Source organism: Actinomadura opuntiae, from assembly GCF_030283205.1.
Taxonomy (GTDB): domain Bacteria; phylum Actinomycetota; class Actinomycetes; order Streptosporangiales; family Streptosporangiaceae; genus Spirillospora.
This window is the reverse complement of sequence record NZ_JASNWF010000005.1, coordinates 187,372-209,509: the sequence shown is the minus strand read 5'-3', so window position 1 is coordinate 209,509 and position 22,138 is coordinate 187,372. Positions and strand designations below refer to the sequence as shown.

Annotated in this window: 20 protein-coding genes; 12 read left to right on the top strand and 8 right to left on the bottom strand. The window is 66.9% G+C overall.

All coding sequences use genetic code 11. The annotated features are described in order from the left end of the window. Positions 1-133: 133 nt before the first annotated feature. Positions 134-703 carry a TetR/AcrR family transcriptional regulator gene (locus QP089_RS12230; RefSeq protein ID WP_285911651.1) on the bottom strand — a complete coding sequence of 190 codons (570 nt, stop codon included), beginning with the start codon at positions 701-703 and terminating at the stop codon, positions 134-136. Positions 704-807: 104 nt separating this feature from the next. Between QP089_RS12230 and QP089_RS12225 the strand changes: the two genes are divergently transcribed. From QP089_RS12225 to QP089_RS12210, 4 genes are all read left to right on the top strand, one after another. Then, positions 808-1,434 carry a dihydrofolate reductase family protein gene (locus QP089_RS12225; protein ID WP_285911650.1) on the top strand — a complete coding sequence of 209 codons (627 nt, stop codon included), beginning with the start codon at positions 808-810 and terminating at the stop codon, positions 1,432-1,434. 104 nt (positions 1,435-1,538) lie between these two features. Next, entirely contained in the window at positions 1,539-1,928 is a 390-nt protein-coding gene (locus QP089_RS12220) for a PPOX class F420-dependent oxidoreductase (RefSeq protein ID WP_285911649.1), read from the top strand. Positions 1,929-2,421: 493 nt separating this feature from the next. Next, positions 2,422-2,547: a hypothetical protein gene (locus tag QP089_RS12215; RefSeq protein ID WP_285911648.1), complete on the top strand. Its 126-nt coding sequence runs from the start codon at positions 2,422-2,424 to the stop codon at positions 2,545-2,547. A gap of 522 nt (positions 2,548-3,069) precedes the next feature. Then, positions 3,070-3,249, top strand: coding sequence for a hypothetical protein (locus QP089_RS12210; protein ID WP_285911647.1), 180 nt, complete (start codon positions 3,070-3,072; stop codon positions 3,247-3,249). A gap of 636 nt (positions 3,250-3,885) precedes the next feature. Here QP089_RS12210 and QP089_RS12205 read toward each other — a convergent pair. After that, positions 3,886-4,323 (bottom strand): nuclear transport factor 2 family protein, encoded by a 438-nt coding sequence (locus tag QP089_RS12205; protein WP_285911646.1) that lies wholly within the window; start codon positions 4,321-4,323, stop codon positions 3,886-3,888. A gap of 397 nt (positions 4,324-4,720) precedes the next feature. Between QP089_RS12205 and QP089_RS12200 the strand changes: the two genes are divergently transcribed. After that, complete coding sequence (locus QP089_RS12200; protein ID WP_353070575.1) at positions 4,721-5,575, top strand: alpha/beta fold hydrolase; 855 nt, start codon at positions 4,721-4,723, stop codon at positions 5,573-5,575. 297 nt (positions 5,576-5,872) lie between these two features. Beyond that, on the top strand, positions 5,873-6,205 hold the full coding sequence (locus QP089_RS12195; RefSeq protein ID WP_285911644.1) for a hypothetical protein: 333 nt from the start codon (positions 5,873-5,875) through the stop codon (positions 6,203-6,205). A 393-nt stretch (positions 6,206-6,598) separates the two neighbouring features. Here the strand turns inward: QP089_RS12195 and QP089_RS12190 are convergent, their stop codons facing one another. After that, positions 6,599-8,872, bottom strand: a complete 2,274-nt coding sequence (locus QP089_RS12190) for a ricin-type beta-trefoil lectin domain protein (RefSeq protein ID WP_285911643.1) — start codon at positions 8,870-8,872, stop codon at positions 6,599-6,601. After that, on the bottom strand, positions 8,869-9,240 hold the full coding sequence (locus QP089_RS12185; protein ID WP_285911642.1) for a hypothetical protein: 372 nt from the start codon (positions 9,238-9,240) through the stop codon (positions 8,869-8,871). The genes QP089_RS12190 and QP089_RS12185 overlap by 4 nt, the downstream gene beginning before the upstream one ends. A 478-nt stretch (positions 9,241-9,718) precedes the next feature. Between QP089_RS12185 and QP089_RS12180 the strand changes: the two genes are divergently transcribed. The 5 genes from QP089_RS12180 (at position 9,719) to QP089_RS48790 (ending at position 18,357) form a co-directional block, all read left to right on the top strand. Further along, on the top strand, positions 9,719-13,846 hold the full coding sequence (locus tag QP089_RS12180) for a polymorphic toxin-type HINT domain-containing protein (protein WP_285911641.1): 4,128 nt from the start codon (positions 9,719-9,721) through the stop codon (positions 13,844-13,846). A gap of 37 nt (positions 13,847-13,883) precedes the next feature. After that, the gene (locus tag QP089_RS12175) at positions 13,884-14,705 is read left to right on the top strand and encodes a HEAT repeat domain-containing protein (protein ID WP_285911640.1); all 822 of its coding nucleotides are present in this window, start codon (positions 13,884-13,886) and stop codon (positions 14,703-14,705) included. A 168-nt stretch (positions 14,706-14,873) separates the two neighbouring features. Further along, on the top strand, positions 14,874-15,119 hold the full coding sequence (locus tag QP089_RS12170) for a hypothetical protein (RefSeq protein ID WP_285911639.1): 246 nt from the start codon (positions 14,874-14,876) through the stop codon (positions 15,117-15,119). Between the two features lie 1,646 nt (positions 15,120-16,765). Further along, a complete protein-coding gene (locus QP089_RS12165; protein ID WP_353070574.1) occupies positions 16,766-17,884 on the top strand; it encodes an IS630 family transposase in 1,119 nt (372 codons plus the stop codon). Positions 17,885-17,973: 89 nt separating this feature from the next. Further along, positions 17,974-18,357: a helix-turn-helix domain-containing protein gene (locus QP089_RS48790; RefSeq protein ID WP_353070580.1), complete on the top strand. Its 384-nt coding sequence runs from the start codon at positions 17,974-17,976 to the stop codon at positions 18,355-18,357. A gap of 12 nt (positions 18,358-18,369) precedes the next feature. Here QP089_RS48790 and QP089_RS12160 read toward each other — a convergent pair whose 3' ends face one another. Then, positions 18,370-19,053, bottom strand: coding sequence for a LysR family transcriptional regulator substrate-binding protein (locus QP089_RS12160; protein WP_285911637.1), 684 nt, complete (start codon positions 19,051-19,053; stop codon positions 18,370-18,372). Between the two features lie 55 nt (positions 19,054-19,108). Here QP089_RS12160 and QP089_RS12155 point away from each other — a divergent pair, with 55 nt between their 5' ends. Continuing rightward, complete coding sequence (locus QP089_RS12155) at positions 19,109-19,492, top strand: DUF5997 family protein (protein ID WP_285911636.1); 384 nt, start codon at positions 19,109-19,111, stop codon at positions 19,490-19,492. Positions 19,493-19,605: 113 nt separating this feature from the next. Here QP089_RS12155 and QP089_RS12150 read toward each other — a convergent pair whose 3' ends face one another. From QP089_RS12150 to QP089_RS12140, 3 genes are all read right to left on the bottom strand, one after another. Continuing rightward, complete coding sequence (locus QP089_RS12150) at positions 19,606-20,097, bottom strand: nuclear transport factor 2 family protein (protein WP_285911635.1); 492 nt, start codon at positions 20,095-20,097, stop codon at positions 19,606-19,608. A gap of 119 nt (positions 20,098-20,216) precedes the next feature. Then, a complete protein-coding gene (locus QP089_RS12145) occupies positions 20,217-20,768 on the bottom strand; it encodes an EF-hand domain-containing protein (protein WP_285911634.1) in 552 nt (183 codons plus the stop codon). 472 nt (positions 20,769-21,240) lie between these two features. Continuing rightward, positions 21,241-21,636, bottom strand: a complete 396-nt coding sequence (locus QP089_RS12140) for an MmcQ/YjbR family DNA-binding protein (RefSeq protein WP_285911633.1) — start codon at positions 21,634-21,636, stop codon at positions 21,241-21,243. Between the last annotated feature and the right edge of the window lie 502 nt (positions 21,637-22,138).

The following is a 22,138-nucleotide window of genomic DNA, read 5'->3' as shown; positions in this document are numbered from 1 at the left end:
CGCGTCTAGCGGCAACGTTTGTCGATGAGTTTGGGGCAACACCTCTGTTCGTCCGGTTGCCGTGTTCATGAGTTCTGGCAACACCTCAAGGCTTGCGGTGGGGTGGCGGGCCGCCGTTGAGGTGGCCTCGGCCTCAGCGCAGGAGGCGGTTCACCATCTGCTCGATGAGGTCGTCGATCGGGTAGGGCTCCAGGAGGGCGGGGGCGGTGAGGTCGTCCACGAGCAGTCCGGACATGGCGAAGTAGAGCAGGGCGACGCCGGTGCGGTCGCCGGGCAGTCCGGCGTTGACGTGGTAGTCGACGATCTCCCGGTTCTCCGCGGTGAGAAAGCCGCTGAGCTCGGCGTTCAGGTCGGCGCGGCGGGTGGCCTCAAGGCGCAGTTCCAGCATGGCGAGGTTGCCGGCGCGGTCGTTGCGCATCCGGGTCAGCAGCTGGCGCATGAGTTCGGCGACCAGCTCGTGCGACGGTGCCTGCTTCATCGTCTCGGCGAGCGCCTCGGGATCGGGCGTGAGGCGCTCGCGGGTGCGGCGCATCACCTGGGCCAGCAGCTCGTCCCGGTTGGCGAAGTAGTTGGAGGCGGTGCCGGTGGGTACGCCCGCCTGCTTGTCGATCGCGCGCAGCGTCAGGCCGCGTGAGCCCTCCCGGGCCAGGACGTCGATGGCGGCGTCCAGGAGCGCGGTGCGCCGGGCCGGGTTCTGCCGCATGGGAAACCTCCACGAAGAACACTTGACACCACTGCAAGTGAAGTACTAACTTCAAATCACTCCATGCACAGTACTACGATTGCAGTCTTCCGAAGGGCGTCTTCTTGCGAAAGCTCGTGTACTACATCGCCACCACCCTCGACGGCTTCATCGCCGGCCCGGACGGCGCCGACCCCAGCGGCCCGGACGGCTTCTGGCCCATCCCCGCCGACTACATCGAGCACCTCGTCGCCCACTATCCCGAGACCTTGCCCGGACCGGCCCGCACGGCGCTGTCGGTCACGGCCGAGGGCACCCACTTCGACACCGTCGTGGAAGGACGCCGGTGCTATGAGATCGGGCTGAAGGCCGGGCTCACCAACGCCTATCCGCATCTGCGGCACCTGGTCTTCTCCCGGACCCTCACCGAGAGCCCGGACCCTGCCGTCGAACTTCTCTCCACCGATCCCACCGAGAAGGTCCGGGAACTCAAGCGCGAGGACGGCAAGGACATCTGGCTGGTCGGCGGTGGCGAACTCGCCGGCGCCCTGTACGGCGAGATCGACCGGCTCATTCTGAAGATGGGCCCGCTGACCATCGGCACCGGCATCCCGCTGTTCTCCCGCACGGCCGCCTTCGACCCGCGCACCTGGGAACTGACCGACCACACCGTGCTCGCCAGCGGCGCCGCCTTCCTCACCTACGACCGGCTCGCCGACCTCAGCGAAACCGGCCGCGACACCGGCCAGTGAGGTCCCCTGGGGGCAAACCGACGCCGGCTCCGACAGAACCGACATTCAACTCATCTGTCCCTGATGCAACCGCCGCCGCGCAACGAACCGAAGGACCAACGTTCATGATCTTCACCCAGGCGGAGCTCGACTACCTGGCCACGCAGCACATCGGACGGCTGGCCACCGTCTCGCCCGACGGGCAGGTGCAGAACAACCCGACCAACTTCTTCGTCGACGCCGACACCGGCACGGTCGTCATCGGCGGCGGCGCGCTGGGCGCGTCCAAGAAGTTCCGGAACGTCCAGCGGGGCAGCACGGTCGCCTTCGTCGTGGACGACCTGGCGACGGTCGACCCGTGGGCGCCCCGGGGCATCGAGATCCGAGGCACCGCGGTGGCGCTGACCGACCAGGACCCGCCCCGGCCCGGCCTATCCCGAGAAATCATCAAGATCAACCCGACCAAGATCGTCACCTGGGGGCTGGACGGACCCCGCACGAGCCGCGCCGTGTGAAGTCCCGCGCCGGGGGAGCTGCCGTCCGAACCGCACCCCAGCCCGCCCTTCACTCATGGCCCTTGACATCACCACCCCGACGATCCCGCGGCAGTCACTCAAACCGGTGAACAAACGGTCCTGCTTCTCACGGTCGCGATCACATTGATGATGCTGGACGCCTTACGGGCCGAGCCGGTCCCTGAACATGCTCGCCTGATCCATGGCTCCCGTCATCGTGGTGGTGCAACTCGTCGCGTTCGGGACTGACCCACGCCGATGGGACCTCCTGTGGGCTCCTGCCTCAGTTCTCACGGTCGCCGGGTGGTCAATGGCCGAGGGCCTGTCCAAGCGGGTTCACCGGACCTTGCGACGTCTATGCGATCGTGTCGTCCTGACGGGCGCGCCAGGCATCGACGAGTTGTCGGGGAACTCGATCGTCTGGCTCGCCATTGGGCAAGGGCTCCGGGGCGGGGGCCCTGGTGGCGTTCATAGCGACGGGACCGTGGGTCGAGTGGACGTCGGCGTCCAGGCCCGCGAAGACACGGAAAAACAGCTCAACGCGCTGATCCAGTGGGTCGAGACCCTGGAGCGCACCCATATCCGCCCGACCTTTCCCGAGTACTCCGGGGACCCCTGATGGTCGCGCACGCGATCGCGGTGCACCGCTGCGCCGAACTGGTTGATCGTTGACCGGGTACGCCATGCGTGGCGTACTGAGGCGTGCCGCCACCGCGGTCGAGCGGGTCAACCTGCGGATCCGGACCCTACTCACACTCGCGCATATGGTGCGCTGCGACGAGATCTCGATCCGCCTCGGACCCCGCCACGACGAGCGCCAGAGCAAAGAGTGCCTGCTGGTCGCCTGCCTGGACGCACTCACCTGGCGCGCGAGATCGCGTTGCGGGCCAACGCGGGGATGGTCGTCGGGTCAGGCTGTCGCTGGGTTGGGCGGCATCCAGGGCCCCGAACTCGGACCCCAACGCGCTTGAGCTGGACGTCTACTTCTGAAGCGGTGCAACCCGGCTGGATCCGGTGTCCAGACGTCGGTTAGATGACACACCTGGCCGACTTGCTTAACTATGCACGATCTTGTCGTTACTGTCGTACCCCAGGGTCGGCGACGCGGTCACCGGAGGTAACGATGCGGTCCGGACGATGGATGCTCGTCGCCTGGCTGATCATCGGAGCGCTCGCTGCGGGACAGCGCCACTACTACACCCAATACGACGGCAGCTGCGCCAAATCCGCCACCATCGGAATCACCCTGGTCTCCGGTCCGCTCAACTACATCGGTCTCAACCCCACCGCTTCCTGCAAGGCTCCCGAACCGAGCAAGTGACGCGTCGGGCTCCCCGACCGTGTCATCGTGAGGCCTTCTAACGGCATCAATGAGGCCGTCGATCCGTACGACCAGGCACTGACATGGCGCTGTGTCTGCCGAAAACTACGTCCATGCAGGTGGGACGTGCAGGGAGTGGGCTCCGGCGCGGGGTTTGATCAGTCGCAGGGATGTGCCGCGACGAGGCGGTCGTCGCGCGATGATGTGCGGCTGTGCTCCGCTCGGCGCAAGGATGCTGAGAGTTGGTGTTGCGGCATGAGATCGCTGCGCTGAAGCGTCAGCTGGGCGGGAAGAGGGTGCGGTTCACTGCGGCGGATGCGGTTGGTGGTGCGGCCGGACATGGGCTTGCGCCGGCACCGCCCGGGCCGGGTTGCTGCGTTCCCAGGCCGGGGCGCTTCTGGCGTGTGACTTCCTAAAGACCCTCTCCGGCGTCCGCATGTACGTGTCGGCGGTCATCGGGCACCGCACCCGTCGTGTCCGCGTTCTGGGCACTACCGCCTACCCGACCGCCTCACGAGTGACGCAGGCGGTGCGGAACCTGGTCATGGACATGGAGGACCCTGCGCGGACGTAGTTTCGGCAACTTCCGCGATCGCAGCGAGAAGCGCGCATGGCCCGATGTCGAGTCCGCGCGCCCTACGGCGAGGTCAGGGTGGCCATTACGCGATCCGGTTCCCAGTGGGCGCGGAACGAGGTGATCAGGCCATCGTCATCGACCGTGTAGACGGTCAGGCAGTCGATCGTCATGGTGGTCCCACCGTCCAGCGTCGCGGTGATGGTGACGACGTTGGCGCAGGCGGAACCGTTGGCGAACGAGTCGCTCACCCGGAAGTGAAACTTCCGCACGCGGGCGATGTTCTCGTCCCAGAACCGCTCGATACCGTCCGGCCCCCGGCGCCCCTTGCCCTCGGGATCGAGCATCGAGGGGCCGACGGGGTCCTCGATGACGGCGTCCGGGGCGAACAGCGCGAGCCATTCCTGCTTGCGCCCGCCGGCGGCCGCGGCCATCGCCGCGCGCACCGCCCGGCGCGCGGGGTGGTCGCCGTCCGGCGCGTCCCAAGTGACTGCGGTCATGACGCAAACTGTAACGTGTTCTCGTTTCCGGTCAACGGCCTCCACCGTTCCGTCAGGCAGCTGCCCTGACGCACCGGCCGCTGCGCCCGCGCCCTGGGGCGGCAGCGTCGCAGCCGCCCGCGTACGCGCCGACCATCACGTCTGCGCGGAAGACGAACGCCGGGGGCTGCGCGTGAGCTTGTGGCTTCCTCCTCGTCGACGGTTCGCCTGACCTGGGCGAACCGCGTTTCAGCGTGTGCGGTGCCGGCGCCGCCGTGGTGGTTGTCCCCCGTCCGAGCTACCCGTGAATGTCCACCATGCGGGGATGATGCCCGACCAGCCGGATCCATAGCGTTCTCTCCGTGGCCGCGCCATTCCGGTCGGCGCGAAATCTTCACTGGAGGACATCGTGTTTCGCATGCTCAAGAAGACCGTTGTGGCCGCCGTTTGCTGCGCGGTGGCGGGGGCGGGCCTCACCGGCTGCGACGACGACTCCGGCGCATTCCACAACGGCCTGCTCGCCGGGACCAAGAAGATCAACGTCGCGGGCTATTCGGTGAACGTGTCCTGCACGGGGGACGCGATGGAGGGCAAGCCGGTCATCATGCTGATGCCCGGCCTGGGCGACGGAATGGACAAGATGGCCGCTCTCCAGAAAACGCTGAGCGAGAAGAACTGGGTCTGCATCTACGACCGGCTCGGCGAGGGCAAGAGCGACAAGCCGAGGGGACCGCAGACCATCGCCGACTCGGGGAAGGTCCTGACCGCGGTGCTCGCCCGGGTCACCGCCGGCCGTCCGGTCGTCCTGGCCGGGCACTCGCTCGGCGGGATGATCGCCGCCAGGTACGCGCCCGATCATCGCGACATGGTCAAGGGACTTGTCCTGATGGACGCGACGACGCCGAACTCGGTCGCCGACGTCACGAAGGGGATCCCCGCGTCCGCGACCGGCCCCGCAGCCCAGCTGCGCGCGCAGACTCTGGCGGTCGACGCGGGGAACAACCCGGAAAAGCTCGCCATCGCCGATGGGCAGGTCCGCTCCGCCGGGAACATTCCGGTGGAGGTCATCCAGCACGGGAAGAAGTATCTCGCGGCGGTTTCCGGGTACGGGCCGCGTCTGGAGCGGGACTGGTCGGCGGGCCAGCGCAAGTGGCTCGCGATCTCCAGCCGCAGCAAGCTGAGTACCGCAACGAACAGCCAGCACTACATCTACGTCGACCAGCCCGCGATCGCCGTCCAGGCCATCCAGCGCGTCGCCGCGCAGGTCAAGTGACCGGGAGGGCGGCGCCCCCAGGCCGGGCGCCGCCCGACTCCGCGTGGGAGACCACCATCTGCCAGCTAGAGGACGTCGCGTACGCGGCGTCCAAGGGGCGTTGCCCCAGCTCGCCAAGGTCCTCGCCGTCGAGGGCGGCCCGCCGGGCATCGTCCCGCTCCAGCTTTGTGACCGGTGCCGACAGAGGCTTCATCGCCGCCTGAGCCCACGTACGGAAGTCCGGTCGAACCCACGAGATTAGCCACTCCGACGTCGGTTGGGTTCAGCCGGATACGACGGCCAGGTTGAGGACGTGAAGTGGTTCACTCATTTTCCAGCCCGGACCTGGGCGCCGACATCACCGCGATGGTCGACTGGCTGCGCGTCGACCTGCGTCTGTGCGTCGAGCCCATCGTCGGCGACGACACCTGGCTGCGTGGACTTATCGCCTGGTACGAGCGGCATGGGTTCCGGTCGGAGCCGGTCATCGGCAAACGGTATGAGTTTCATTTAACGCAGCACGGTGTAGCGGTGCTGTATCGCGTTGATCATTCCGCGTGCCCGACCGGGCCACCGTCCGCGGCTGGCACAAAGCGGGGGAGACGGGTCGGGTTGATGTTGGCGGGTTCGTCGAAGGTGGCCCGTTCGTAGGATTTGGCCCAGGTCAGGTCCGCATCGGACAGTTGTCCGGTGGCCAGGCCGGTGATCAACCGCTAGCCGTATGCGGTGTTGTCGTGCGAGGTCAGGATGTCTTGAGCTGCCGAGCGTCCGACCGCTCCATCGCCCAGCCCGAAAAAGGTTTGAATACGCCCAGACCTGAAAACGCTCGAACCGTCGCCCTTAATGTCATCGTCACCAGAGGCATCCCTAAGGCTAACCGTGTGCCACTATCTCACTCGCGAATGGACCGGCCCCGCCGAATGGTGTCCATTCTACGCGGGTGTCAGCGTCTGGTCCTACTAGCTCAGAGCCTAGACGGCCGATTGACGGGTCCTCGCCGCGCACTGCGGAGAGGACTCGTCAATCGGTTGCCGACTTACACGGTCACCTTCGTGTTCGAAGGGCCTGGTTCTGCTTCAGGAATTTCAGGGCGACGGGATCGATTTCTCCTGGCTTCTTCGGAACGGGCAGGGTCCAGCGTTGAGCGGCGGACCCGTTGCACGTGTACAGTTGCAATTTGGTCCACTCCACAGTTGAGCTACCGGGAATGTCGAGGCACTTGCCCGAAATCGGGTTGAGCAGGGAACCGTTGGCTCCGCGCTTCCAGACCTGATTGGCTGCACCCGTGCACTTGTACAGGATTATCTTGGCCTTGTCGGCGGTCGAGGCTCCCTGAATGTCGAGACAGCCGTTTTCGAATACCCCGTGTATGGGACCGTCGGGCTCAATTGTCCACGGGTCCGGAGGGCCGACCTGGCCGCAGTCACCGGTTGACACGATCCAGGTCGTTGACACTTCCGGGTCGGTGGTGATGCACCTCTGGGCTGTGAGGTTGGCGCGGATCACTCCCGTGGGCCGACTGTTGGTGTCCCACAGTTTCGCGGTTCCGTCGACGATGGCGATGTTTCCGTCGTCTTGACAGCGGAGGAAGGCGTTGGGGTGTCCTGCCGTTTTCGAGGCCCATTTTATGGCGCCGGTCTTGTCGCGCATCACCAGATTTCCGTCGGACTGGAACCACGTCTCCCAGCCTTCCGCGGCACCTTCTGAGCCGCTACGCCATCCGTCGGAGGCCATGAACTCGCCGGTGTACCAGTACATCTTGGTTCTGGTATCAGGGCTGACGCAGGCGTAGCCAAGGGTGTTGCCGAGATGGAAGTTCGCCTTCGCAGCGATCTGCGCTGAGGTGCCGGAGCGCCACAGCATCGTGTTTCCGTCGCGGATGAGCACGTCACCGTCGTTCTGACAGAACAGTTGGGCGTTCGAGTGGCCGTTGGTCTGCGAATACCATGTTTGTTGGTTGCCATTCCAGACAACCAGGTTTCCGTCGCCGTGGAAGTGAACCCTGTCTCCGGCCGAGTACCAGTTCAGAGTCCTGCCGCGTGGTTTGCCGTTGATGTCATAGACGCCCAGATAACCACCGCTCCACATCAACCGCATCTGGTTGTCGATGGACGTGCACAGCGGCGTGGGCTGAGCCTTGCTGCGGTACTCCAATTCTGTTTGCGCGTGAATGACAGGACCGGTGCCGGACTGCCACAGGAACTTGCCGTCGCTGTCGACGATCGACACGCCCCAGTCGTCATCGCACACCAGCCGTGCACCCGGATGGCCGCTGGTATTGCTTGCCCATTGTGCCTGGTCGCCCTTCCAGACGACGAGATTGCCGTCGTGGTGGAAGTGCAGGTACTCGCTGCCCGGGTTGTCGGTGATGGGGGCGCCGCGGGTGTGGCCGCCCCGGTCCAGGACCGACAGGTACCGTCCGTCCCAGCGCAGTCGGCCGCCATTCTTGTTGGTGCACATGTATCCGGTCGGCTTGATCCAGCGGTCGGCCGAGGCGGGAAGAGATGTGCGGTCGGTGGAGGAGGCGATCCAGGAGGCCAGGTCGTCGACGCGGGTCTCGGTGGCTCCTGCCGTGGCGGTTTCGGGCGCGCCGACACAGCCGCGCAGTCCGGTGGTGCGGTGAACGGCGACGAGTTCGGGCTTGCCGTCGCGTTCCCGGAACGTCGGGCCGCCCGCGTCGCCCTTGCAGACTGGGGCCCTGTCACCGTCTCCGGTCACAGCGAACGTGTCGGCGGTGGGCGTTCCAGCGGTGACGGCGGTGGTGTGCGCGGTGTCGGGAACCCACGTGTCGGTCGTACGGCCGTAGCCGGTGGCGCTGAGCTTCTCGCCGGCCGTGGGTGCGGCGCCGATCGCGATCGGCGGGATGTTGTAGATCCAGGCGTCGAACTCGAGGAGGACAAGGTCTCGGTCGGGGTGTTCCACCATGTCAGTGACCTGGGCGCGGACACCACCGGTCTGGGTGAGATCTACGGCTCCAACGGTCACTACGGTCTTGTCGGACGGCAGCTTCTGGGGGCCGGCGGCGCTCAGCTTGACGCGAGGCGCCTTGAGGCCGTTCGACTTTGCGCGGACGCCCGGTGCGGGGAAGCAGGACTTGGCGGTCAGCACCCAGTTGGCGGCGACCAGCGCCCCAGAACAGGAACGTTGTGAGCCGACCTGTACGCGGGCGACGAAGGTCTGGCTGCCCGAGGGGACGGCATCGCCGTTGACGGCCTGGGCCGGAGCGGTGGTCAGCGCACCGGCCGCGACGGCGGCAGCGGCCGTGGCGGCGGCGGTGGCGAGAGCGAGGCGACCTGCGGCACGAGACAGGATTCTCATGCCTTGGCCCGCAGTTCGATAAGGGTCTCGGGGGGAAGGTTGGGGTCGCTTCCTTCGCCGACCGGGGTCCACTCGTTCTTGGTGATGTCGTAGGTCTTGGTCTCACCCTGTTCAGTGGTGAGCTTGGCCTTGACCTGGTGTTCGTCGCCCTTGATGAGGTACGCCTCGGGGATCTTCACGGTGACGAACGCCTCCGTGCCCGGCCAGGTGCGGGCCTTGAAACAGATGAGACCTTGGGTGTTGCTGCGGACCTGGATCAGGCCGTCCGGGCCGCAGTCGGTAAGGACGATCAGGCCGTTCCCGGCGATGACGGTGATCCCTCGGTCTTGTTCGATCTTGTCGGCGTCGGGGTAGGCGCCGTCCTCCACGGCGGGGACCTCTTCACCGGCTTGGAGCGCACCAGGTGCCGTCCGGGGAGTCGGCGCAGCCGTAGCCGCGGCGGCGTGCACCGCCCAACCGCCGGCCAAAACGAGGGTTGCCACGAGGGCCGTCAACCAGGGCATTGCCGATCTGAGGCAAAATCGACTGCTCACAGATAGCCTTCCGGGATTTTGATATCGAACATTGCGAGATTCTTTGCATCGCTCACTGTAGAAGTCAAGATCAGTAACTATGGCCAGATACGGCCAGTGGCGGATGACGGCGATTAACGAACTCGAGTAGCTCGAGGTCAGTCGCCGGAAGATCATCAATCCGTGATCCCCTGAACGCTTTCAGGTGTGGGTGCCCCTCTTGAATCGCGATCATCGCGGGGTTTCACTCTGGGCATCGGAGCAGCTTTCCCATCGCGCCCCGAGCGTGGCTCCAGTCAGGTCCCCCCTGCGTTCCCCACGCTTGGAGCACCCTGTGACGCCCATCCGCTCCCGTCTGCTCATCCATCCGCTGACTTGCCGAGCGGTCCGGCTGGTCGCCGCGATCCTCGCGGTGACGTTGCTCATCGGACTGTCGCCTGCCGTTCCGGCGACCGCGTCTCGGCGCGACGACCCGCCCATTACCGAGCAGCGTGCCCAGATTGTCGCGTTGCTCAAGGACGGCGGACCGAACGTTTCCCGGCAGGCCGAGGCAGCCCTGCTCGGCACCGATGGCGACGTCCGGGAGTTCGTTGCGACAGGTGCCAAGGCCGCGACCGACGAGGATATGCGCGCCAGCACCGAGCAGATCCTGGCGGCCGGTGGCCGCAATGTGCGGCGTGCCGCCCAAGCCGCGCTGGACGGCGGCCCGGACCAGGTCAAGGCGTTCCTGGCAGGCGGTTGGAAAGCGCCGTGGGAAGAGGACATCCGAGTCAAGATCAGCCAAGTCCTCGCGGCGGCGACCGGCCGCAACGTTCACGACGCCGCGAGCAAGGCATTGGACGGCACCGCCGACGACCAGGAGAAGTTCCTGGACACCGGCTACCAGGAAGCCCAGGACAAGGACGACCGGCTGAAGGTCGCCCAGCTCTCGGCCTCTGGCGGCCCGACTGTCAAGTTGACGGCCAGCCGCGCGCTGGACGGCACCATCGAGGACGTCCGCGAGTACCTGCGCCAGGGCTACGAGGTCGCCGCCGCCCGGGACGCCGAGACCGACGCGGTCTCGCAGCTGGCAGCACTCGCCGACGATGCGGGCAAACGCGCGGCGCTGCAGACCCAGGCCGCGCAGGAAGCCTCCGACCGGGCCGTTCAGGCCGCGGACCTAGCCAAGAAGGCCGCCGACCAGGCCGCTCAGGAGACCAAGGCCGCCAAGAACTCCGGTGTCAAGGCCGCCGCCGCTGCCGGCCGGGCGGCCGCTGCTGCGCGGCGTGCCGCCGAGGCCTCCAAGGTGGCGCTCGACGCAGCCGACGACGCCAACCGTGCCGCCCGGATCGCCTCGAGCGCGGCGTCACGTGCCGCGACCGCCGCTTCCCTTGCCGGACAGGCCGCAGCCAAGGCCAATCAGGCCGCCCAAGCCGCGCACGCCGATGCCGGCCAAGCAGCCAGCGCCCGCAAAGCCGCCGAGAACGCCCGCAACGTCGCCGCCGGAGCTCGCACCGCAGCCAAGGCCGCCGCCGCGGCCGCCGCGGCGGCGACCGCGGCGGGGGACGCCGCCGTCGCCGCCGCCAACGCCGGTGCGCACGCCAACGAGGCCGCCGGATACGCCAACCAGGCCGGCTCGTATGCCAATGAAGCCGGAGCCAGCGCCACCGAAGCTCAGCAGGCTGCCGCCTACGCCCAGCGCCGCGCGCAAGTGGCCATCCGGGCGGCCAACAAGGTGGTGACCCTGGCGAACGACTCGGCCAACGCCGCCCGCCAAGCGGAGAAGTACGCCAACGACTCGGCCGACCATGCCGAACGGGCCGCAGCCGCCGCCGAGGATGCGGCCGCGCATGCCGGGGCGGCCAAGGGCAACGCTCAGATCGCCACGCAGCACGCCAACGCGGCCAGTGAGGCGGCGACCCAGGCGAACAACGCCGCCGTCCAGGCCCAGAAGATCCACGAGATCGCCACCGCCGCCGACGCCGCCCGGCTCGCTTCCTGGCAGGACCAGAACGTCGCCGACGCCGAAGACGCCCTGGCCGCCGACAACGAACGCAAGGCCAACGAGAAATGGCGGGCCGGCCTGCAAGAGCAGTTCCAGGCCGAGACCAACCGCCTGATCACCGAGGCCCGCGCGACCGGCACCCCCCGCGGCACCGTCGTTCTCGACGGCCGCAAGATCGCGCTCCGGCTGATCGGCACCGGCGGCTCGTTCGTGCAGGCGGCGTCCGAGGACGCGCTGTCCGGCACCGACGACGACGTGATCGAGTTCGTCACCGCCGGCCTGGAGACCGCCACCGACCAGGACGACCGCGCCAGCCTCGACCACATCGCCGCCCTCGCCGACGCCGACGGTAAAACCGCGCTGCGCGACGCTGCCCACCAGGCCGCCACCGGCGACCACACCCAGGTGGTCGCGTTCTTGACCACGGGCCAGTACGCGCTCCAAATCGACGACTACCGGGCACAGACCAGGCAGCTCGCTGCCGACGGCGGCCCGAAGGTCAAGAAGGCCGCTGAAGACGCACTGGCAGCCGATACCCCTCAGGCGCTGCACGACTTCCTCCAAACCGATCAGTACACCGCCCGCGAGAACGATGACCGCCTCGCCATCGCGCAGATGCAGACCGGAGCGGGCCCCGAATTCAAGGCCGCGTCCCAGGCCGCCCTGTCCGGCCCCGCCACCTACGTCCGGAACTTCGTCGAAGTCGGGCAGTACCAGGCGCGCCAACGTGATGCGGACGCCGCCACCCACGAAGCGGAAATCAGCACCTACATCGCCAACGCGCGTCGTACCGCCGCCACGGCCGGACAGAACGCCGCCGAAGCACAAGCGGTCGCCGCCAAGGCCCGCGGAGCGGCTGCTGAGGCCGACGCCCAATCCAAAAGGGCCATAGCATTCGCGGCGCAGGCCGCCGGCTACGCCGCCGACGCTCGCGTCTCCGCAGCGGACGCCGACACGGCGGCCGCTCGCGCCGCGCAGTCGGCCAAGTCCGCCGCTGCCGCAGCCGACCGCGCCAGCGCAGCCGCCCGATCGGCCGCCAAGTCCGCCGCCCGCGCCGCAGTCTCCGCTGACCAGGCCCGCGCCTACGCCGACGAGGCCTACCAGGCGGCCATGCGAGCGCGCGCCGACGCCATCCAAGCCGGAAAAGACGCCGCGGCCGCAGCCCGCGCCGCCACCGACGCCGCCCGCATCGCCGAAGAAAAGAGACGCCAAGAGGAAGCGCAGCACAGAAACGATTACAGCGGGGGCCTGCCCGTCGGCGAGGGCGTCGACCCCGACATCGACTACAGCGATATTCGCAACGACGAAGACGTTCTCAGCGCTGAAAACGAATCCCTCGTCGCCCCGTATCGCGAGGCGAACATCAACGCCAACCGCAGCGTCATGGACCTCGTCGTCTCAATGGGCGGTCAATTCCTTCTTGACGTGATCGGGTGGACCGACGCGGAGGCATGCTTCACCAAGGGCGACATTGCCGGATGCCTGTTCACCGCCCTCAACGCCCTGGGACCACTCAAGCTGCTTGCCCTGGGCGGCAAGCTTCCCCGGCTCGGTAAGACGATCTGGCGGATCGCCGAGGGCGTACGAGGTTTCCAGAGCACGGTGCGCGCCGCACGGGACATCCTGCGGCGCTCAAGGACGGTCATCGACGAGATCCTCCGCTATCTGCGAAACCCCTGCGGCCCCAACAGCTTCACCGCCGGGACCAAAGTCCTGATGGCCGACGGCACGGGTAAACCCATCGAAGCAGTCAACGTTGGAGATCGGGTCCAATCCACCGATCCGGCAACAGGGCGGACAGGCCCGCAACCGGTGACCGCGCTGATCACCGGCAGCGGTCTCAAGTCCTTCACCGGCGTCACCGTACGGAGCAACGGTCTACCGGGGGCAATCGGCCTGACCGGAACCGTCCAAGCCACGAGCGGACACCCATTCTGGATTGATAAGCCCGGTCACTGGCGCGATGCCAGGGAACTGCGGCCAGGCGACCAGGTGCGACGCCCCGACGGACATTACGTCACCATCACCGCAACTCACCCTTGGACAGCGAAACGGAACGTCTACAACCTCTCCATCCGTGGCTACCACACCTTCTATGTCCTCGCCGGTGGCGTCGCCATCCTCGTCCACAACTCCGGTGGCGCCAAGTTCTGCAAGCTCGGGCAGGCGGGCGAGGCAGCCGTCAGCCGGCACATGGGCGGTGTCGCCAAAAACACCACAGTGTACCGTGTCGTCGGCCGGGACCGTATCCCGGACTTCGTAACCCCGACGATCATCGGCGAATCGAAGAACGTCGCCTGGCTCGGCGGTCGCCGCCTGGAGACCCAGCTGGAAGACTATCTGGAGCTGGCGAGGCAACAGGGCAAGGAGCTCCACATCTTCGTCCGGGCGAACGGGGGCACCAAACTGAGCGAGAGAATGTCATGGTTCATTCATGACGCCTACCCCGAGGTCAAGATCTTCGAGATCATCGTCTAGGTTCACAGGTTGATGTCCCCGCAGAGAAGGGCGGCCGGTGAGTCCGCGAGAAGAGGGCTCCGCGCGCGAGAGCCACAAGCAGACGGTCGAACGGATCCTCAACGCACCGGGCGTTCTCGGCGCGCTTGAAGCCGAGGCGGCGAAGAACCCCAGGGTCATGGAGGCTCGGCGGCTGTACATGGCGGCCGCCCGTGAACTGCTCGCCGAGATCCAACCACTGGTTCCCGACCTCCAGAAGATGGGGTACCAGCTCGAGAGCGTCGGAGACCTCTACCAACGTGTCGTTTTCACCCTGGACGAGCAAGGGAACGTAGTGTCCCGGCGTCGCATCGACTACCGGGCAGCCGTCCCGGTCCTCGTGGAATGGCTGCCGAAGGTCACGTACTATCCGCTCGCCGACGATATCGTGCGAGCGCTGTCGTTCGGCTTCGCGAAAAAGCAGGCTCGCCCGGTCTTCTTACGGCTGTTCCGTGACCCGCCCCATGTGGAGGATCCGCAGTTCCCCGAGGTCGCCTCGCAAAGGCGGAAAGATCTTCGAGTGGTGCTCGGGCAGGCGCTCGGGCAGTTCGCTGATCCTACGATGGCCGACGATCTCATCGAACTCGCCAGAGACCGATCCTGCGGCGAGGCGCGAGCGTCCCTCGTGAACCCCGGGCTCGCCAAGACAAAAGACGAGCGAGTGCCTGAAATTTTGGTGGATTTGCTCAACGACCCGGCGGTGGCGTCTTTTGCCGTGCAGGGGCTTGGCAGAATCCGATACCTGCCGGCCCGCCCCCAGATCGAAGCGGCCTTGGACAGTAGTGATATTAATGTTCGAGACCAGGCCAGGAGAGCGCTCAAGCGCCTTGATGACCAGTGAGTGAGTCGAGGGTATCGCGTTCTTGTTGGGCGTGGAGTTGAGACCTCATGGCCGACGAAGCATCCCGTTGGAGCCCTCCTTTGCCGCCGGAACGTGAATGCCCGCCCGAGGAAGATCGCATCAGGTGACATCATTATCTCGACTGACCCCTAGAACTCGAGAGTCACCTTGAGTAATGAAATCGAGGTATTCGGTACAAACCCGGTCGGCGAAGAACGGTTCACCGCCGCACTCCCCGGCATCGGTCTGCATGCCGAAGGCGTGTTCCCCTTCATCACCGTTAGCCGGACCGCCCGTGGTCGGATGCGGCGCGCGTTCAGTGTCGAAGGTCCCTTTCCGGTCGAGCCGCCTGACCTGCCCGCTGAGGTTGCTGCACGCCTGCTGGGCTCACGGTCATGTACGCGATTGCAGTGAAGGGAACCGGGCAAACCGAGATCACCATCGCCATCAAAGCCGTCCGTGCACTCGCCCGATCGGGTGGCGGAGTATACGACCGGCAACGTGACCAGCTGATTTGACCGCGAGCCTCCCGTCGACGGTTCACTCCGTCCAAGGCCGAACGGATCGACACGCTGGAAATCCAGTGGTTTGTTCGCCGCGAGGACATGGTGCCCGGCATCGCCGCTGCGATCGTGGACGCGTGCGGAGACTGGCTGCCCGAAGCGATGCCGGTCCCGGTTCGGTGACTGCGAGCCGCTCCCACACCGCTTTACCGAATGCGGCTTCGTCGCCGATTGGAGCGCGGCAGCGACCCTGTGTTGGTCGACGACCCACCCATGTCTGGGGGGCGGGATGTCCGACCTCGGCGCAGCTCTCAAGCTTCCAAGAGGTGTCCACCAGACGCCGCACCCGGTCGGGCGGTTCGAGTTGACCGTCGATCTACGTGCCTTGGACGATCCGGGCTGGCGACGGAAGTGACCATAGCGTTCTCCCGGCTGGCCGAGCTGTCCGGCGCGTTCTTCGGCGTTCTTCGCACAAGCCGCCGTCGCGCGCGCTTGGGGATACGGCGGCGTTACCCGTGGGCGGACGGCGCCACCAGAACTTCCAAGCAGGGTCACCCGGGCGAGGGCATGGCAAGGGCCTTTGCCGCACCCGGTCTGGCTGGCCTGGTACGGCGAGCTGTACCGACCGCTGGTCGAACCATTCACGGGCGAAGACTGGACACAACGTCCGGGCGGATTGCTACGTCGAGACGGTGAACACCCTGATGATGCGCAACCCGTCGAATGGCACCCCAAGCTCGAAGTTCCGGAGACGCTGCGATAGCCGCCCTGTTAAGGCGAGCTCCCCTCGCAGCACGGACTGAGGCGTGTCATGACGGTAGCGGTAGTGAACCCTGCGGCAAGCAAGGACTGCAGTAGTCCACCGTGGTGAGGGTGCCCGCGGCGCAGCCGATGTCCTACTCTCGCTTCCCGGCGCGCATTGTGACCGAATGCAACCCGGTGCGTGCCGCCGAGCTACCCTCGAGCCGACATGAGGGCGAAGCAAGGCGAACTGCGGCGGACCAGTCGGACGATCTTCCGTTTTTTCTGTTCAGGGGTGGTGGTTCGCGTGAAACTCGAACCCACAACCGACGGATTAAAAGTCCGGAACCCTCGTATCGGAGCGGCGCTCTCAGTGAGAGTCTGTGCCGACCCTCGGACACCGCTGATCATCTATCCAGCGATCTCCACGGCGTCCGCTCCGCCCTGGCCGCTCAAAGGCCGCCCCCCTCCGTCCTGACCGACCCCATCACTCTGTGGACCTGGCTTCCGGGCACACCCCGGCCCCGGCCCTCGTCCAAACGGGTGTGGACCGCCTCAACGACATCTACGTCGCGATCGGCACCACCGGCACAAGACCTCACCGGATTTCGTACAGCCACCGCACCGCACAGGACACGCGCCGGCTGCTGGAAAGCCCGGCGGCTCCCCACCGGGTCGCTGACTACGACTTGACCTAGTGCGGTGACCACGAACGTTCACCGGGTCGTGTGACACGCCGGGCCGGGGCCGGGATGTGGGAGTTGATCGGCTTCACCCTCGATAACGACAGGTTGTTGTCGAGCGAGAGGCGGGCTGGTGGCAGAACCGGTCAGAGCACGGCGGTTGACCGAGGACGAGGGACGCCGACTGCAGCAGATCATCCGGCGGGGCAGGCACGAATCGATCCGGGTCCGCCGGGCGATGATCATCCAGGCATCGGCGGCCGGAACACCGGCCCCGGCAATCGCCCGCCTGGTCGCTGCCCATGAGGACACCGTCCGGGATGTGATCCACGACTTCAACCAGCGGGGACTGGCCTGCCTGGACCCTGACTGGGCGGGAGGCCGTCCCCGCCGCATCTCGGGCGATGACATCGCGTTCATCATCCAGACGGCCACCACGCGCCCGACCAAGCTCGGCCGGCCGTTCACCTGCTGGAGCGTACGCAAACTCGCCGACCACCTCGCCGGCCACAGCGAGCGCGAGATCAAGATCGGGCGGGAGCGGCTGCGGCAGCTCCTGCACGAGCATGGGGTCACCTTTCAGCGCACCCGCACGTGGAAGACCTCCAACGATCCAGACTTCGACGCCAAGCTGGACCGGATCGAGGAGGTCACGAGCCGGTTCCCGGACCGGTGTTTCGCCTTCGACCAGTTCGGGCCGCTGTCGATCCGTCCCTGCCACGGTTCGGGCTGGGCAAGGCGAAGCCGACCGGACCGGTTGCCTGCGACCTACCACCGCACTCACGGTGTCCGCTACTTCCACGGCTGCTACTCGCTCGGCGATGACACCCTGTGGGGCGTCACCCGCCGCCGCAAGCGCGGCGCCAACACTCTGGCGGCGCTGAAGTCCATCCGCGCCACCCGCCCGGACGGCGCCCCCATCTACGTCATCCTGGACAACCTGTCGGCGAACAAGACCCCGCAGATCAGAGCGTGGGCGGCCCGCAACAACGTCGAGCTGTGCCTCACTCCCGCCTACGCCTCGTGGGCCAACCCGATCGAAGCGCAGTTCGGGCCGCTGCGGACCTTCGTGATGGGCAACTCCAACCATCCCAACCACACCGTGCTGGCGTGGGAGATCCAGGCCTACCTGCGCTGGCGCAACGCCAACGCCCGCCACCCCGACGTGCTGGCCGCCCAGCGCCGCGAACGCGCCCGCGTCCGCAGCGAACGCAGGCAGCACTGGGGACAACCCCGCCCCAAGGCAGCATGACCAGACCCGGCAAACGTTCGTGGTCACCGCACTAGGGTGTGGTCCTCGCCTCTTTGGGCATCAAGGCCGCCCACCAACTTGTCCAGCGGATGCTCGGTTCTCTGGTGCTTCAGCTGGAACTCTGCCACTCGCTCCGCGTCTATCTCGCCGCGAACGGCAACGCCTCCGCCACGGCCCGTGCTCTCTACCTGCACCGAAACGCGATCTTGAGTCGGCTGGCCCGAGCCGGGTGCCTTCTTCATCAACCGCTGACCGGTCATACGCTCAACACGGCCCTCGCTCTGGAGATCCTCTACTGGTTCGGCCTATCCGACGTGCCTTGCGGTCCGGCGGCCTATAGGAGTCGCCTCAGACGGGAAGGCCCGGTTCAGCGCAGTAGTCCGCGGCGGGGCCCGAGTGAAGCGCTCGCCACAGCGTCAACTGGCGGAGGGTCATTGTCATGGTGGTGTGGGATGGCGGGGTGTTGTCGCTGAGCGCGGCTTTCGTCACCTCCGGCGGCGCTTCTGGTGGCGGTGCTTGGAGGTGGAGCGCTGTTGGGGTGGCTTCTTCGGGGTGGGCTGTTGGCGGGGATTGCGGCCGCGGGAGCTGTTGGGGGTGCGGCCGCGGACGATGCCGATCAGTTCCTCCATGAGGTCGGACGTATCAGCATCGAGCCAGGCCAGGCCGATCTGGGACTGAGGAGCGTCGGTCACGGTTCGGTAGGTGAGGTCTTTGCGGTGGTGGAGGCGGGCCAGAGACTGCGGGAGCAGCAGGACGCCGGCTCCCGACGCCACCAACTCGATCGCGCCGGCGGTGCTCTCAGGACGGGTGAAGGCAGGCTGCCCGGGACGATCGTCCCAGGTCAAGACATCGTCGAGTGGTTCGAAGACGTCCTCGTCGGCGAGGTCGGCGAGCTCCACCTCCTCCACTGCGGCCACCGCGTGGTCCTTTGGCACCACGACCACGGTCGTCTCCAGGTACAGCGGGATCACATGGAGGGCCTCGCGGTCGACGGGCAGGCGTACGAACGCCGCGTCCACGCCACCGTTCCGCAGCAGGGGGACGACCTCGGTCGCCGGCGTCTGCAGCAGGCGAAGCGGCACCTCCCGGACCCGCTCGGCCCACACCCCGGCCCACTTCGCGGGCGTCACCCCCGGCACGTAGGCCAGCCGGAACTCACCATCGGTCACTCCGCCACCCTAGTCGCGTCCAGGCAGTTCCCTCTCGCTGGCTACCCTTGAGGCCATGGGCACGTCCAAAGCAAAGACCCCGCAGACCATGAAGTCCGCGACCGCGGCCAAGAAGCTGGGGATCCTGCTGTCGGCAGCACCCGCCGAGTTCCAGGAAGGTCCCGTCTCCCGGGACGAATTGAACGCGCTCCAAGCCGACCCGCCCTCATGGCTGGTGAACCTGCGTCGTGAGGGCCCGCACCCCCGCCAGGTCGTCGCCGCCAAGCTCCGCGTCTCCGTCTCAGGTCTGGCCCGCGCCGGCATCACGGGCCCCCTCACCACGGCCGAGATCGAGAATTTGAAGGCCGAAAGGCCCGACTGGCTGGAACGCGAGCAGGCCGTCCAAGCCGAAGTCCGCAAGGAGGAACTCCGCCTCAAGCAGCAGCGCGCCAAGGCCTGACTCACGTGATACCCCGGCCGCCCGCGCCGCGGCCCCGCTGCTCGCGATGTAGGCCGCGTTGGTCGATTGGAGACGGGCGGCGGCACACATCGAGCCTGACTTTTGGTGCAGGGTCAGGTTCCCGGCTGTGGGGGTGAGGGTGCCCAGCGGTCTGCCAGCATCCTGAAGCTGGGCACATCATCGAGCGATATCGAGTATTCGTAGGTCCGCTCATAGCCGATGCCGCTGATGCGCCACTCGTCGTCCGCGCAGCGCCGATACGTCTCCTCGTAGAAGGCGGATCCGCGGATCAGCACCCGGAACGCCTTGGCGATGACGGTGTCCTCCAGGCACCAGGTGCCCTCGGCCTTGTCGCCGTCGACCCGGATCTCGGGTTGGCCCGCGAAGTGCACCGTGGTGATCTCGGGACCGAGGTTGCCGCGCATGTAGTCGACGATGGCATTGCGGCCTTCCAGGCGCAGTGGCCCGCCGACCGCGCGGGTCCCGTAGGCGCCCAGGGCGTCCTCGGTGAGGGTGTCGGCGAACCCGTCCCAGTCCTTCAGGTCCAGGCAGCGCAGATAGCGGTACTTCACCTGACGGATCTCTTCCAGGGCGTTCAGATCCATGCGACGTAGCTTGCTCGACTTCGCCGCCATTGACAAGAACGCGTTCTAATTTCCGAGGTGTCCGTCCCGCTCGGCGTTCGGCACGTCGGCCGGTTCCCGGTGCGGGTCGTCAGACGGGTTCAGGTTCCGGTGGCGGCGGGCGGCCCCATCAGCCAGCTGCCGGGCGCGTTGGGGTCGTCGCTGAGGTAGTACTCGCGCATCGCGATCCGGAACTCCTCGTGATCGAGAGCGCCGTCGTGGTCGCGGTCCAGGTGGGCGAAGGCTTCGGCGGCCATGTCCAGGTCCAGGCCGACGCCGGCGTAGAACCTCTGGAACTCCTCCAGGGAGACGTCGCCGCTGCCGTCGGTGTCGACGGTCTCCACCATGACGTTGACGATCGGGAGCATGATCTCGTCGAACCGGTCGTCGTCGAGGGCGCTCATCGCGGCCACCCACTCCTGCACGGTGATCTGCTCGTTCCCGCCCGACACCGCGTCCCACCAATGGTCGAAGGCGTCTTTGAGGGCTGCGCGCTGCCGTGAATCGGCGTTCATCATGTCGGCCATGTTCGCGCTGGTGGCAGCGAAGTCCGCCGCGGAGGCGACGGTGTCACCGTCTGCGTCGAACGCCGCGAAGATCGCCCTGAGCTTCCAGCCCTGCACCTGCGCCTCGACCACGATTCCTCCAGTCATCTCGTTATGCAATTACGTGATCACACAGGGTTAATTTTCTCATTGTGGAGGCTGGAGAGGATGGCACCTTAAAGGGATAACGCCCTTGCCCCACGGCTCTCGGCGCTGTCTGCGCCGGTCCTAGCCCTTCGGGGTTTCGGCATGCCGGTGAAGCCGCGCGCAGGTCATCTGTCGCTGGCGGCGGCCGGGCGGTGGTCGAGCTCACCGCGCAGCAGGGTGTTCTCGCCGCGTTCCAGGGGAATCCTCAACGAGGACGAACATGCTGCATGATCTGCGCGGACGTAGTCTTCGACAGGTGCAGGGCTGCGGTGCCGCCTCGGTAACTCCCGGCAGCGGGGTCGGCCAGGACGAACTCCCGGCTCATCCCATCACGCGGTCGCAGGGACAGCCGAATCCTGGAGCATTGTTAGGAACTGACCACGCGTAAATGCGCAGAGGCGGCTGACTGCGGCCTTCGCACGGCCGGCTCCGCTCATCGTGGATCTGTGCTGGGCTGATCGGCTGCGGCGTCGAGGTCGCCGACGAGCGCATCCGGCGCACGCATGCGCCAGGCGTCGGTGATGAGCTCTTCCAGGCGGTCGAGGTCCACTTCGCCCAGCCACAGCATGACCAGAGGCATCCCGTCGTAGGCGGGTGTGGTGAAGAAGCGTTCCGGCTCACCGAGCAGCAACGCCTGCTTTTCTGCCTCGTCGCCGACGTACAGTACGGCGATGTCGGTCCGGATGACGCGCGGCCTACCTGGTCTGCGCTCGGGGTAGGACCAGACGAACCCTTTGCCTCCGACCCGGAAATCGAAGCCGTCGCTGTCGATCTCGACCACGTGAGGTAGCGCGAGTGCCAACCGGCGGACGTCTTCGGCGTCAGCCATCTTGGTCGCTCCCAGACACCGGTTTCCGCACACGTGCAGGCTATCGGCCCACAAACCGCGAAAGGGCCCGAGGTAGCCGGAACTGCCGCAGCCGCTCCGTCCCGGAGCCCAGGCCGGGGCATTGCGCGGTTCGTGGCACGGCTCGCTTGTTGGGGTGGCCGGGTGGCTTCGGGCGTATGCGGAGCGGTCTGCTGACGACGGGTTCGCCGCACCGTAGGCACCTGCCTCGCGGCCGTCAGCGCCGGGGCCAGGTCGCCCGCCAGGGCCACGGTGTCGTCCGTGTCACGGTGCTGGTCGTCCTCGGGGAAGCGGCCGTTGTCTTGGTGGCCTCCTATTGCTGCCAGTGTCAGGGGTCTGCGACCAGACGAACACCGTGGTCGCGCCCGTCCGGCGGATCGCCGCGGCCAGCGCGGACGCCGGGACCCGCGCCCCCAGCATGAGGCGGGGCGCGGCGCCGGGCCGTCCCCTGACGCCTCCCCCATACTCCTGCCATATCCGGCTG

Coding starts and splice junctions, on each gene's coding strand:
- QP089_RS12190 (WP_285911643.1), bottom strand. CDS start 8,872: ATGAGAATCCTGTCTCGTGCCGCAGGTCGCCTCGCTCTCGCCACCGCC.
- QP089_RS12230 (WP_285911651.1), bottom strand. CDS start 703: ATGCGGCAGAACCCGGCCCGGCGCACCGCGCTCCTGGACGCCGCCATC.
- QP089_RS12145 (WP_285911634.1), bottom strand. CDS start 20,768: ATGACTGGAGGAATCGTGGTCGAGGCGCAGGTGCAGGGCTGGAAGCTC.
- QP089_RS12150 (WP_285911635.1), bottom strand. CDS start 20,097: ATGGATCTGAACGCCCTGGAAGAGATCCGTCAGGTGAAGTACCGCTAT.
- QP089_RS12205 (WP_285911646.1), bottom strand. CDS start 4,323: ATGACCGCAGTCACTTGGGACGCGCCGGACGGCGACCACCCCGCGCGC.
- QP089_RS12155 (WP_285911636.1), top strand. CDS start 19,109: ATGGGCACGTCCAAAGCAAAGACCCCGCAGACCATGAAGTCCGCGACC.
- QP089_RS12220 (WP_285911649.1), top strand. CDS start 1,539: ATGATCTTCACCCAGGCGGAGCTCGACTACCTGGCCACGCAGCACATC.
- QP089_RS48790 (WP_353070580.1), top strand. CDS start 17,974: ATGCTCGGTTCTCTGGTGCTTCAGCTGGAACTCTGCCACTCGCTCCGC.
- QP089_RS12200 (WP_353070575.1), top strand. CDS start 4,721: ATGCTCAAGAAGACCGTTGTGGCCGCCGTTTGCTGCGCGGTGGCGGGG.
- QP089_RS12210 (WP_285911647.1), top strand. CDS start 3,070: ATGCTCGTCGCCTGGCTGATCATCGGAGCGCTCGCTGCGGGACAGCGC.
- QP089_RS12140 (WP_285911633.1), bottom strand. CDS start 21,636: ATGGCTGACGCCGAAGACGTCCGCCGGTTGGCACTCGCGCTACCTCAC.